This window comes from Salmonella sp. SAL4457 (assembly GCF_046548235.1).
Lineage (GTDB): Bacteria > Pseudomonadota > Gammaproteobacteria > Enterobacterales > Enterobacteriaceae > Salmonella > Salmonella enterica.
The window spans coordinates 122,235-134,545 of record NZ_JBGDZO010000004.1; the positions used below are offsets into that span (position 1 = coordinate 122,235).

General features: G+C 49.7%; 11 protein-coding genes. 8 read left to right on the plus strand and 3 right to left on the minus strand.

All coding sequences use genetic code 11. The annotated features are described in order from the left end of the window. The first annotated feature begins 10 nt into the window (after positions 1-10). Entirely contained in the window at positions 11-2,077 is a 2,067-nt protein-coding gene (siiF, locus tag ACLJNW_RS14320) for an SPI-4 type I secretion system protein SiiF (RefSeq protein ID WP_000358577.1), read from the plus strand. A gap of 277 nt (positions 2,078-2,354) precedes the next feature. On the opposite strand, the gene ACLJNW_RS14325 is transcribed toward siiF, so the two are convergent. Beyond that, positions 2,355-2,636 carry a YjcB family protein gene (locus ACLJNW_RS14325; RefSeq protein WP_000719058.1) on the minus strand — a complete coding sequence of 94 codons (282 nt, stop codon included), beginning with the start codon at positions 2,634-2,636 and terminating at the stop codon, positions 2,355-2,357. Positions 2,637-3,198: 562 nt separating this feature from the next. Between ACLJNW_RS14325 and ACLJNW_RS14330 the strand changes: the two genes are divergently transcribed. Next, the gene (locus ACLJNW_RS14330) at positions 3,199-4,800 is read left to right on the plus strand and encodes an EAL domain-containing protein (RefSeq protein WP_023207270.1); all 1,602 of its coding nucleotides are present in this window, start codon (positions 3,199-3,201) and stop codon (positions 4,798-4,800) included. Here the strand turns inward: ACLJNW_RS14330 and soxS are convergent. Further along, positions 4,788-5,111: a superoxide response transcriptional regulator SoxS gene (soxS, locus tag ACLJNW_RS14335; RefSeq protein ID WP_000019483.1), complete on the minus strand. Its 324-nt coding sequence runs from the start codon at positions 5,109-5,111 to the stop codon at positions 4,788-4,790. The genes ACLJNW_RS14330 and soxS overlap by 13 nt on opposite strands. Before the next feature lie 86 nt (positions 5,112-5,197). Here soxS and soxR point away from each other — a divergent pair, with 86 nt between their 5' ends. The 4 genes from soxR to ACLJNW_RS14355 all read left to right on the plus strand — a co-directional run bounded on the left by soxR (position 5,198) and on the right by ACLJNW_RS14355 (position 10,109). Further along, positions 5,198-5,656: a redox-sensitive transcriptional activator SoxR gene (soxR, locus tag ACLJNW_RS14340; protein ID WP_000412686.1), complete on the plus strand. Its 459-nt coding sequence runs from the start codon at positions 5,198-5,200 to the stop codon at positions 5,654-5,656. 292 nt (positions 5,657-5,948) lie between these two features. Beyond that, positions 5,949-6,617, plus strand: a complete 669-nt coding sequence (locus tag ACLJNW_RS14345; RefSeq protein WP_000958581.1) for a glutathione S-transferase family protein — start codon at positions 5,949-5,951, stop codon at positions 6,615-6,617. 346 nt (positions 6,618-6,963) lie between these two features. Continuing rightward, complete coding sequence (gene ghxP, locus ACLJNW_RS14350) at positions 6,964-8,313, plus strand: guanine/hypoxanthine transporter GhxP (protein ID WP_000106907.1); 1,350 nt, start codon at positions 6,964-6,966, stop codon at positions 8,311-8,313. Positions 8,314-8,462: 149 nt separating this feature from the next. Beyond that, a complete protein-coding gene (locus ACLJNW_RS14355; RefSeq protein ID WP_001536604.1) occupies positions 8,463-10,109 on the plus strand; it encodes a Na+/H+ antiporter in 1,647 nt (548 codons plus the stop codon). Positions 10,110-10,203: 94 nt separating this feature from the next. Here the strand turns inward: ACLJNW_RS14355 and ACLJNW_RS14360 are convergent, their stop codons facing one another. Beyond that, positions 10,204-11,091 (minus strand): LysR family transcriptional regulator, encoded by an 888-nt coding sequence (locus tag ACLJNW_RS14360; protein ID WP_000354962.1) that lies wholly within the window; start codon positions 11,089-11,091, stop codon positions 10,204-10,206. Between the two features lie 103 nt (positions 11,092-11,194). Between ACLJNW_RS14360 and ACLJNW_RS14365 the strand changes: the two genes are divergently transcribed. Next, the gene (locus ACLJNW_RS14365; RefSeq protein ID WP_000257347.1) at positions 11,195-11,605 is read left to right on the plus strand and encodes a CidA/LrgA family protein; all 411 of its coding nucleotides are present in this window, start codon (positions 11,195-11,197) and stop codon (positions 11,603-11,605) included. Next, complete coding sequence (locus ACLJNW_RS14370) at positions 11,598-12,287, plus strand: LrgB family protein (protein ID WP_001067096.1); 690 nt, start codon at positions 11,598-11,600, stop codon at positions 12,285-12,287. The genes ACLJNW_RS14365 and ACLJNW_RS14370 overlap by 8 nt, the downstream gene beginning before the upstream one ends. The last annotated feature ends 24 nt before the right edge of the window (positions 12,288-12,311 follow it).

The window sequence follows — 12,311 nt, forward strand, 5'->3', positions numbered from 1 at the left end:
GGGTTTACTTATGGATAAAAAACTAGAACCTTATTATTTAAGTGCGGAAACGGCATTATCTATAGTGTCTAAAAAATTCAACATAAAAATTGACATCAAAGAGGATGATATAAATTTAAGATTTAAAAAGTACGACAGAAATAACACTGACGACTCTATACAAATGAAGAATTTCTTTTTGTCGTTAGGGCTTTCTCTACAGGATATATTATTTAATAATGGCGAGGATTTACTAAATGAGCCTATGCCGATTTTACTATTAACACCAGAAATGAAGTGGATGGTGTGTGTGAGCGGCGGGCAAAAAATAAAGTTGGTAAACGCGCGCGGTGAACTCTGTTATGTTGAAATTGAAGATGAATACTTAAAAGAGTTATCTGCATTTAGCATACTACCTTTAAATAAAGTTGTTGATAGTATAAGAGTAAAAAATATCATAAAAAACTCTTTATCGATGAACAAGATTTTTTATACTAAATATTTCTTTTCATCTCTTTTTATGGCAATTTTTGCGTTAACTATCCCAGTATTTAGTAATCTGTTCTATGATAAGCTTGTTCCAAGTGCTTCGGTTTCATCTTTATTTGGCGTGGCTATAATTGTTGCTGTATTTATTGTTTTTGAGTTTATCCTTCGTACTTCGAAAGATATTTATCAGTCTATCACAGCAAGGCAGGATGATGTCGATATTGATATCGCATTTCTTGAAGCGGTACTTTATAGTAAAAAGAAAAATGGCAGATCCATGTCATCAGCATTTGTGCTATGGAATGAGTTTCAGAAAATTAAACCCGTTTTATTAAACTCGATCTTTCAACGTATAGCCGATATTCCAATATTTATTATATTTCTCATTGTTATATATGTAAATTTAGGTCTGGTCGTTATTGTCCCTGTTACCATGTTTATCGTCTCTATTATTATTTCCCTCGTTAACCACCATTATACTAATGAGTTAATGAACAAACAAAAAGAAGGACAGAAGAACAGGAATATTTTTATCTCAGAAGTTTTCTTATCTATTAAAATGATCCATACCTTAAATAATCAAGGTTTACTTTTTGATTGGGTTAATACATCAAATGAACAGTCGTATCTTAACCTGAAGATAAGGAAATTAAATCTTATCTATCAATCTATATTGGGGAGTATGTCATCTATTACCCAAATAACTATTATGGTAATAGCCTTTTTTATGGTAATCAAGGGTGATGTTACTACTGGCGCAATTGTTTCATCTGTCATTGTCTCTGGCCGTATTTCCGGGATCATTTCGAATTTTTCTTCTACATTAATCTCTATTTTATCAGCAGAAAAAACCGGTAAGGATCTGCTTTCTTTTTTTGATGAAGATCAGGCAGAAAAAACACCGGCATTACAGTCAATATCAAAGTGCAATGGCGATATTTCTATTCGGGGTGTGAGTTATCAGTATGATGCTCAATCTCCGATGATTATTAACCGACTGTCTATAGACATACCTGCGGGGCAACGTGTCGCGGTGGTAGGCGAATGCGGAGCAGGAAAAAGCTCATTACTGGGAATGCTATCTGGCTACCTTTCGCCAACAGACGGTGCCATTTTATATGATGGATATAACTTAGGACATTTATCGCAGAACTTTTTTTCTCAGCATTTAAGCGTGGTGACGACACATGATGTTTTATTCACCGGAACCATTGAAAGTAATTTCGCGTTAAAACCGCAAAACGACAGGGGCCGGGTACTCAAGGCGCTTCATCTGGCGAACTGTGGTTTTATCTTGCAACATCCTATGGGGCTGAAGTTTCCGGTGAATTTTATGGCTAAAAACCTGTCATCCGGACAGCAGCAGCAGTTATTATTAGCACGTAGTCTGAGCAGTAACGCCAGCGTCTTTTTATGGGATGAACCAACATCAAATCTGGATGAGAATACCGAGAAGCAAATTTTTGATAACTTAGATGAGTTTATTCATGGGAAAACGTTGATCATGGTGACGCATCGTCGATATCTGATAAAGTATTTTGACCGGGTTCTGGTAATGAAAGGTGGAAAAATAATCCGTGATTGTTCTCCGGATAAATTATTAATGTAAAATAAGCAGCGCTTGTCGCTGTTATCAGGTGGTACTGCTTAATAAAAAAGACCCGTTGCACAAACGGGTCTTTTTTGTCATTTAACGAGTCGGCAATGTCTTCAATAAGTTTAGCTCGATTCTGTTAGGGCTATTCCACTTGCCATTTTTGGATAACCACACCTGGCGGCCCTCATCAACGGCAATGCGAGGGACGTGATGGTTCGCAAGGCTACCCCTGGCGCGCGATTCCGCGTTGAGATAACCGGTGGGCGGCTTCAGCGGCAGCGATAGCCTATCAGGTCAGCACCATCGGCCATTCTGGCGGGGTCTGGCTCATCGTTTCGACCATTACGGCTTCAATGTTATGCCAGATCGCAGCGAGATCCATCATGGTAATACCGAGTAAACCGGTGGCAAACCAGCAGGCGGATACCACGCCCAGACCGCTACTGATCACCGCCAGACCAATATAATCTGATTTACGGAAACGGATATTGAGCGTGCTGGCTAAAAACATGAGCACGGCGCTCAGCAGTTGCCAGCGGAGAAGAACGACACCAGTGGTTATGGCAGCCATGAAACATTTCCTCTGAATAGACCTTTGTCCAGGACAGCGCGGCGTTGCTCCCGGGAAGCATGGGATATTCTGGCTATCGACGGACGTCACATCAACATCGAATGAAACATTGTTTCTGTTTCATTGTTTTTGTGAACTATATCACAAAAACAGGCTTGTTCGCCAGATCGGCAATGTATTTTTTGTGCGTTTTATAACCTTATTTTTTGTGTGACCTCTGTGCGTCCGTAGAGAAACTGCCGGAAAGCAAAGATGTATTATTACTACTCTTTTATTTTTTTTCGTGAAATTCAGACCTGATAAAAATATCAAGTTATTTATCAAAAGAAAGGAGTAAAGATGTATACCCCATCGTTTACTTGAGTATAAATCTGATATTATCAAAAATATTTAGCGTCCTGCCTGGTATGCGAAAGAGATTGCGCGTAGTTATTAATGGTAAATGTTGATCGGTAAAAGTCTGTTGCTAATATTGATAAATTCATGCACCGTAAACCTCCGTTTGGTTCACGTCTTATTTTGCCAACAATAGTCACAAATAATGCAGGGAAATAGGCTGAAAATGAGTCAAAGCACACGACGCAAGGTGTTGAGATTTCTCGGAACGATCATTGTGGTATTACTTCCTGTATTGCTGGCGATCTGGTTTGCTCATATCCGGGCAGTCTCTGAAACCAGAAATCAGTTACATTCATTTGCGCAGTTGGTATTAGATAAAACGGAGCGGGTTATCCTGCAAGCAGATTTAGCCCGCGATGCCGCTGAACAATATCAGGGGCAAGCCTGTACGCCAGCCCATCAACAGCGAATGCTGAATATTATCCGCGGTCGTTTGTACATTAATGAGTTGATTTATGCTAAGGGCCAGCGTTTTCTATGCTCTACGGTTATGACGCCAACAAGTCCTTATTTTATTCCCCGCGCTGACTATAAACGAAAGCCTGACATCGCTATTTATTACTATCGTGATACGCCTTTTTTCAACGGTTATAAAATGACATATATGCAGCGGGGAAACTATGTCGCGGTTATCAATCCCTTATCTTATAGCGAGGTGATGTCAGACGATCCGGCGTTGGCCTGGGGAATGTATGATACGGTGACCAACACCTTTTTCTCCCTGAGTGAACAGGCGCAGGCTGATCAGCTATTACCTTTGGTACGACGGAGTGAACCTGTGTTCCAACAGGGTGAGCGTTTTTATACTCTGGTTAAATCAGCAAAACGACCGGTTGCCGCGATTGTGTCAACCTCAAAGCAACGCTTTTACCAGAACCTCTTTCATCAGCTTACGTTAACGCTACCGTTAGGGATCATCTGTAGCATTATCGTCTTATTTATGTGGTCACGATCCCGGCAGGCATATTACTCACCGCGTCGATTGCTGCAACGGGCCATTACCAGGCACCAGCTTTGCCTTCATTATCAGCCGATCATTGATATCCGAAACGGGACATGTGTAGGTGCCGAAGCGCTATTGCGTTGGCCGGGCTATCACGGTCCGGTGATGAGCCCGTGCGAATTTATTCCGCTGGCGGAAAAAGAGGGGATGATTGAGCAGATCACCGATTATGTCGTCGAAGAGGTATTTAATGATTTAGGTGGTTTTCTGGCCGCGCACCCGCATCTTTATGTCTCTATCAATCTCTCTGCCGCCGATTTTCTCTCTTCCCGACTAATTGTGATGATTCATGAAAAAACGCGTCAGCATTCAGTGCTTGCGCAACAGATAAAGGTTGAAGTGACTGAGCGCGGATTTATTGATGTGCCTAAAATGACGCCGATTATTCAGGCGTTTCGCCAGGCGGGATACGAGGTGGCAATTGATGACTTTGGTACCGGCTATTCGAACTTGCATAACCTGTACTCATTAAATGTCGACCTTTTAAAAATTGATAAATCTTTTGTCGACACGCTAACCACTAATAGCGCCAGCCATTTGATTGTGGAACATATTATTGAAATGGCGCAAAGTTTGCGGCTAAAAATCATTGCTGAGGGGGTTGAAACGGCTGAACAGGTTAGCTGGTTGCTAAAACGCGGCGTTCAGTATTGTCAGGGATGGCACTTTGCGAAGGCGTTGCCACCGCAGGAATTCATCGCCTGGTTACAACAAACGCCCGCGCCTCTGACGATACGCGGGCAGAGGCCCTACAGGCGGTGACGGTAATCGCTGGGAGTGCGATCGAACTCGCGGCGGAATACACGCGAGAAGGTTTGCTGCGATACATAGCCCAGGTCCATCGCGATATCAAAAATCGGGCGCTCGGTCGTTCGTAGCTCAACGGCCGCCAACAGGAGACGGCGCTGGCGAATATACTCGCCTAATGTTTGATGCGTTACCGTACGAAACATCCGCTGCAAATACCACTTGGAGTAGCCCGATTTTTTTGCCACCACATCAATGTTTAGCGGTTGGTCGATATGTTCATCAATCCATTCGATAAGGGTCTGAATTATCTGCTGATGCGACATATTGTTGCCTCTTAAACAGTATTCGATTCGTCGTTTTGTCTGCGGGCGAGTATAATTCCTCAAGTTAACTTGAGGTAAAGCGATTTATGGAAAAAAAATCTCCCCGTTTAAAAGCCTTACTGACGCCGGGGGAAGTTGCGAAACGTAGCGGTGTTGCTGTGTCCGCCCTGCACTTCTATGAAAGCAAAGGGCTAATTACCAGTATCCGTAATAGCGGTAATCAACGGCGATACAAGCGTGACGTGTTGCGTTATGTCGCGATTATCAAGATCGCCCAGCGTATCGGCATCCCGCTGGCAACTATCGGCGACGCGTTTGGTATCTTGCCGGAGGGGCATACGTTAAGCGCGAAAGAGTGGAAGCAGCTCTCTTCGCAGTGGCGCGAAGAGTTAGACCGACGTATTCATACGCTGGTGGCGTTGCGCGATGAGCTGGACGGTTGTATCGGCTGCGGCTGTTTATCGCGTAGCGACTGTCCGCTGCGAAATCCAGGCGACAGGCTTGGCGAACACGGGACGGGTGCCCGGCTGCTTGAAGATGATTAACATGCACTCGGCCATCGGGCTGAGTTCACCTAAAACTAAAGCGCCGCTAAGGGCGCTTTAGTTTGTTTCCGGTCTTTGTCTTTCGCTCTATCCCGCTGATTACAGGAGGGTTTCCCCCGACGTCAACACCCCTCATATCGAGCACGTGGTGGAGGTTCCGGTTTGTGTTGATACTGTAAGTGTAAGCGACGACGCCCTGTTCGCCAGCGAAATGCTGATTTTTTAGCCGAAATTTTTACGGCAACTGCCATAATTTTCTATAGTTAGTTGGCATACCTTACAGGAGACAGCCATGCTGACGGTGCACCATTTAAATCAGTCTCGTTCGCAGCGCATCCTCTGGGCGCTGGAAGAGCTGGCGTTGCCTTACCAGATTGTGCGTTACCAGCGTGAAAAGACCATGCTGGCGCCGCCGGCATTGAAAAAAGTGCATCCGCTGGGCAAGTCTCCGGTTATCGAAGATTACGGTATGGTTATTGCGGAATCGGGCGCCATCCTGGAATATTTGCAGGACACTTACGACAGTATCGGACGCTTTAAGCCTGCGGATGCGCAGGGAAAACAACACTATCGATTCTGGCTACATTACGCTGAAGGTTCGCTCATGCCCTTGCTATTGATGAGACTGCTCTTTACCTCTCTGGGTAAACCGCCGGTACCATTGGGCCTGCGAACGTTGGGCGGCGTTATCGGTAAGGGCGCGCAAAAAGCGTACCTCAATCCGCAACTGGAAACCCATGCGCGCTTTATTGACGGGCATCTGGCAAATCACCCCTGGTTTGCCGGAGAGCAGTTAAGTATGGCGGATATCCAGATGAGCTTCCCGCTATTTGCGCTGCTTGCCCGAGGCGGAATCGCTCATCTCGACCATATCAACGCATGGAAAGCGCGGGTAGAAATGCGTCCAGCCTGGCAGCGAGCGATTCAGCAGGGCGGTCCGTTTACCATTCCCGGCGGATAATGGCGTTTTTGTGAGCAGATTGCGCAACGTATTTGCTAACAGCGATGCGAAAAATTGTTGCTGGATTGCGCAGGGACGATAACGTTTGCGCATCGTCTGGCTATTTATTGAGCATACTAAGCAGAAAAGCATAAAAAGCGGCAAAGTTCAGTTGAAAAAGCGTTGATGATCGCTGGATAATCGTTTGCTTTTTTTTGCCACCCGTTTTGTATACGTGGAGCTAAACGTTTGCTTTTTTGCGGCGCCCCGGTTGTCGTAAATGTAGCACAAGGAGATAACGTTGCGCTGTTAGTGGATTACCTCCCACGTATACCGACGAATAATAAATTCTCAGGGGATGTTTTCTATGTCTACGCCTTCAGCGCGTACCGGCGGTTCACTCGACGCCTGGTTTAAAATTTCACAACGCGGGAGCACCGTTCGCCAGGAAGTCGTTGCTGGCTTAACCACGTTTCTTGCGATGGTTTACTCCGTCATCGTGGTGCCAGGGATGCTGGGTAAAGCCGGGTTCCCGCCTGCTGCCGTCTTTGTAGCGACCTGCCTGGTCGCAGGCGTCGGCTCTATCGTTATGGGGCTTTGGGCGAATCTGCCGCTGGCTATCGGTTGCGCTATCTCGTTGACGGCGTTTACCGCGTTTAGCCTGGTCCTGGGGCAGCATATTAGCGTCCCGGTCGCGCTTGGCGCCGTATTCCTGATGGGCGTACTGTTTACCGTTATCTCCGCCACCGGCATTCGTAGCTGGATTTTGCGTAACTTGCCACAGGGCGTGGCCCACGGAACCGGTATCGGTATTGGCCTGTTTTTGTTGCTGATTGCCGCCAACGGCGTCGGCCTGGTCATTAAAAATCCGCTGGATGGCCTGCCGGTCGCGCTGGGCGATTTCGACACCTTCCCGGTTATTATGTCGCTTGTGGGTCTGGCTGTTATTCTCGGCCTGGAAAAGCTGAAAGTCCCCGGCGGCATTCTGTTGACCATTATTGGCATTTCTATTGTGGGTTTGCTCTTCGATCCTAACGTCCATTTTTCCGGCATTTTCGCCATGCCTTCGTTGAGCGATGAAAACGGCAACTCGCTGATCGGCAGCCTGGATATTATGGGCGCGTTAAACCCTGTCGTTCTGCCAAGCGTACTGGCGCTGGTGATGACGGCGGTGTTTGATGCGACCGGCACGATCCGTGCGGTCGCAGGGCAGGCTAATCTGCTGGACAAAGACGGACAAATTATCGATGGCGGCAAAGCGCTAACCACCGACTCCCTGAGTAGCGTTTTCTCCGGCCTGGTCGGGGCAGCGCCCGCCGCGGTGTATATCGAGTCTGCGGCCGGTACGGCGGCGGGCGGTAAAACGGGCCTGACGGCGATTACCGTGGGCGTGCTGTTTTTGCTGATCCTGTTTCTTTCGCCGCTCTCTTATCTCGTTCCCGTCTACGCAACCGCCCCGGCGCTCATGTATGTCGGTCTGCTGATGCTGAGTAACGTGGCGAAAATCGATTTTGCTGATTTCGTCGATGCGATGGCGGGGCTGGTAACGGCTGTATTTATTGTACTGACCTGTAACATTGTCACCGGGATTATGATTGGCTTTGCCACGCTGGTCGTCGGGCGTCTGGTTTCCGGTGAATGGCGTAAGCTGAATATCGGAACTGTCGTCATTGCGGTCGCGCTGGTCGCTTTTTATGCCGGCGGCTGGGCTATCTAGCTCTGCCTTCATTCTGAAAAACGGGCGGCGTTGGTCGCCCGTTTTCATTTTCAGGACACATCACGTTACCTTTTGCGTTAATCTGAAGAAGGTGAAACCGAGGCATGATGCCTCTCTCCATCATAAAAAACATCGCAAACAGGGAACGCATGGAAATTTTCTTCACAATACTCATCATGACCCTTGTGGTCTCGCTGTCGGGGGTATTTACGCGTGTATTACCCTTCCAGCTTCCTTTACCCCTTATGCAGATCGCCGTTGGCGCGCTGTTGGCGTGGCCGACGTTTGGTTTGCATGTGGAATTCGACCCGGAACTCTTCCTGGTGCTGTTTATTCCGCCGCTGCTGTTTGCGGATGGCTGGAAGACGCCGACCCGTGAATTTCTTGAGCATGGACGAGAGATTTTCGGGCTGGCGCTGGCGCTGGTCCTGGTAACGGTCGTGGGAATCGGCTTCCTGATTTATTGGCTGGTGCCCGGCATTCCGCTGATCCCCGCCTTTGCGCTGGCCGCCGTGCTGTCGCCGACCGATGCGGTAGCGCTCTCCGGAATTGTGGGCGAGGGGCGTATCCCGAAAAAAATCATGGGCATTCTGCAGGGAGAGGCGTTAATGAACGACGCCTCCGGTCTGGTATCGCTGAAATTCGCCGTCGCGGTGGCGATGGGGACGATGGTCTTTACCGTCGGCGGCGCGACGCTGGAGTTTTTTAAGGTCGCTATCGGCGGTATTCTGGCGGGTTTTGTGGTCAGTTGGCTGTATGGCCGCTCGCTGCGTTTTTTGAGCCGCTGGGGCGGCGATGAACCCGCGACGCAAATCGTCCTGCTGTTTCTGCTGCCCTTCGCGTCTTACCTGATTGCCGAACATATTGGCGTCTCAGGCATCCTGGCCGCGGTTGCCGCCGGGATGACCATCACCCGTTCTGGCGTAATGCGCCGCGCGCCGCTGGCAATGCGTTTGCGTGCGAACAGTACCTGGGCGATGCTGGAATTTGTCTTTAACGGTATGGTCTTTCTGCTGTTGGGACTGCAATTGCCGGGTATTCTGGAATCTTCGCTGGCGGCGGCGGAAGCTGACCCGAATGTCGAAACCTGGATGCTCTTTACCGATATCGTGCTGATTTATGCGGCATTGATGCTGGTTCGCTTCGGCTGGCTGTGGACCATGAAAAAGTTCAGCCTGCGCTTTTTGAAGAAGAAACCGATGGAGTTTGCCAGCTGGACGTCGCGTGAAATTCTGATTGCTTCCTTCGCTGGCGTTCGTGGGGCGATCACCCTGGCTGGTGTGCTCTCTATACCGTTACTTTTGCCGGATGGCAGCGGATTTCCGGCGCGTTATGAACTGGTATTCCTGGCGGCTGGCGTCATTCTGTTCTCGTTATTTGTCGGCGTGATCATGCTGCCGCTGCTGTTGCAACATCTGGAAGTCGCCGATCATGCGCAACAGTTGAAAGAGGAGCGTATCGCCCGCGCGGCGACGGCGGAAGTGGCGATTGTTGCCATTCAGAAAATGGAAGAGCGTCTGGCGGCGGATACCGAAGAAAACATCGATAATCAGTTGCTTACTGAAGTAAGCTCGCGTGTCATTGGTAACTTGCGTCGCCGTGCCGATGGGCGAAACGATGTCGAAAGCTCCATACAGGAAGAAAACCTGGAGCGACGTTTCCGTCTGGCGGCGCTGCGTTCCGAACGCGCCGAGTTGTATCATCTGCGCGCCACGCGAGAAATCAGCAATGAAACATTGCAAAAGCTGCTGCACGACCTGGATTTGATGGAAGCGCTACTGATAGAAAATCAGTAGTCCTTGTGGCCCGGTGGCGCCATGCTTACCGGGCCTACAAGTAGGCCGGATAAGGTGCTTGCGCCGCCATCCGGCAAGGGTCTTAACCCATGGCTTACGGTTGTTTCAGCCAAAACCCTTCGCAACAGGTTAACCATGCCCGGGCGCTGTGCGACAGATACACGCCCTCTCGCCAAATCATGCCCAACTGCCAGCGGAGATCGCTTTCCAGCGGTAGCCAGCGCAGCGTGGCCTTATCCAGACGCTGACAAATCGGCTCCGGCAAAATGGCGATGCCGACGCCCGCTTGCACCATGGCGGCGAGAAAATCCCATTGCCCGCTGCGCACGGCAATCCGTGGTTTTACGTCATGCTGGCTAAATAAGGTCATCAACTGGCGGCTCAGGGCAAAGTCTTCGTTATAGATAAGAAGAGGATGCTCCGCCAGAGCTTCAGGCGCGATGGAGTCGCAGGTTGTCCACTGACCGGAACGGGGAACCAGCACGCACAGCGGATGACTGAACAGCGATAACGTCGTCAGCCCGCTCGCTTCTTCCACCGGGAGCGCGGTCATCGCAACATCCAGCTCGCCATTCATTACCGCCTGCTGTACCGTCAGGCCGCCAAACTCCGAAATTTTGAGTTCAACGCCAGGGTAGCGTTGTCGAAACAAACTGATTGGCCCGGCCATCAACATGCCGACCATCGGGGGAATACCCAGCCGCAGCACGCCCTTATTGAGATGGTTAATATCGCTCAACTCAGCCTCTAACTGGCGAAACTCAGCGAGGATCGCCAGACCGCGTTCAAACACCACGCGTCCGGTATCGGTCAGCAATAACTTACGTCCGTCGCGGATCAGTAGCGTACAGTTAAGCTCATCTTCAAGATTTTTCAGCATCTTGCTAATGGTGGGCTGGGTGACAAATAACTTCTCCGCTGCGCGGGTGAAACTTTGCTGGCGCACCACCTCGACAAAATAACGCAGCGTTCTGATATCCATGATTATTCCTTCCGACTATGCCTGCAATGATTTTAATTCATTTCTGCCCGTGACGGAGGTTCTCTATACTGGCGCTCCGTATTATTTTTCAGGACATTCCCTCATGGCTGTGGCGATAAGCCGCGTTACGCCTGCCGTTGTGCAACGACTCCAGGTACCGGTTCAGGTACTGCTCTATGCAGGTTTATTCATTTTTTCCCAATATCTTGTCTCCTGGCTGCACCTGCCGTTGCCCGCGAATCTGGTCGGCATGGTGCTTATGTTGGCGCTGATCGTTTGCCGGATTATTCCGCTTAGCTGGGTACGCGCAGGCGCACGCTGGCTGCTGGCGGAGATGCTGTTATTCTTTGTTCCCGCCGTCGTGGCGGTAGTGAACTATGCCCATCTGTTACTGGTGGACGGCTGGCGCATTTTCTCGGTGATAGCGATCAGTACCTTAATGGTACTCGGCGCGACGGCGTGGGTAGTGGATAAAGTGTATCGCTATGAGATGAGTAGGCTAAACCGTGAATAACGTTCAGTTAAGCGTACTGTGCCTGGTGATTACGCTGGGAATTTACTTCGCCAATAAGCGCCTGTATCGCCGTTTTCGCAAATTGCCGTTGATGCCATTAGTGTTGACGCCGGCACTGCTGGTGTTAATGCTGGTGTTCGGTCATATCTCCTGGCAAAACTACATTGGTGAATCGCACTGGCTATTGTGGCTGCTCGGCCCGGCGACCATTGCCTTTGCGGTGCCGGTGTACGATAACCTCGCGATTATCAAACGTCACTGGATGTCGCTCACCGCGGGCGTAGTGACGGCGACGGTGGTGGCGGTCACCAGTTCCGTTTGGTTGGCGCGTCTGTTCACGTTATCGGATGAGATTCAGCGTAGTCTGGCGGTACGTTCCGTGACCACGCCGTTTGCGCTGGCGGCGGCAGAACCCCTGGGCGGGCAGCCGGATCTGGTGGCGCTGTTCGTGGTCGTCACTGGCGTGTTTGGCATGGCGGTCGGCGACGCGCTATTTTTGCGTCTCTCTATCCGGGAAGGCATGGCAAAAGGGGCAGGATTCGGCGCGGCGTCACATGGGGCGGGCACGGCGCGTTCCTATGAACTTGGTCAGCAGGAGGGCGTCGTCGCCAGTCTGGTCATGATGCTGTCCGGCGTGGTGATGGTGCTGGCAGCCCCGCTGGTGGCGAGGGTGATGTTCTGATTTTCCTCCGACCCACGGGGCCGG

What these genes read in the sequence shown, in the direction of transcription:
- ACLJNW_RS14360 (WP_000354962.1), bottom strand. Translation starts at nt 11,091, where the DNA reads ATGGATATCAGAACGCTGCGTTATTTTGTCGAGGTGGTGCGCCAGCAA.
- ACLJNW_RS14330 (WP_023207270.1), top strand. Translation starts at nt 3,199, where the DNA reads ATGAGTCAAAGCACACGACGCAAGGTGTTGAGATTTCTCGGAACGATC.
- soxS (WP_000019483.1), bottom strand. Translation starts at nt 5,111, where the DNA reads ATGTCGCATCAGCAGATAATTCAGACCCTTATCGAATGGATTGATGAA.
- siiF (WP_000358577.1), top strand. Translation starts at nt 11, where the DNA reads ATGGATAAAAAACTAGAACCTTATTATTTAAGTGCGGAAACGGCATTA.
- soxR (WP_000412686.1), top strand. Translation starts at nt 5,198, where the DNA reads ATGGAAAAAAAATCTCCCCGTTTAAAAGCCTTACTGACGCCGGGGGAA.
- ghxP (WP_000106907.1), top strand. Translation starts at nt 6,964, where the DNA reads ATGTCTACGCCTTCAGCGCGTACCGGCGGTTCACTCGACGCCTGGTTT.
- ACLJNW_RS14365 (WP_000257347.1), top strand. Translation starts at nt 11,195, where the DNA reads ATGGCTGTGGCGATAAGCCGCGTTACGCCTGCCGTTGTGCAACGACTC.
- ACLJNW_RS14355 (WP_001536604.1), top strand. Translation starts at nt 8,463, where the DNA reads ATGGAAATTTTCTTCACAATACTCATCATGACCCTTGTGGTCTCGCTG.
- ACLJNW_RS14345 (WP_000958581.1), top strand. Translation starts at nt 5,949, where the DNA reads ATGCTGACGGTGCACCATTTAAATCAGTCTCGTTCGCAGCGCATCCTC.
- ACLJNW_RS14325 (WP_000719058.1), bottom strand. Translation starts at nt 2,636, where the DNA reads ATGGCTGCCATAACCACTGGTGTCGTTCTTCTCCGCTGGCAACTGCTG.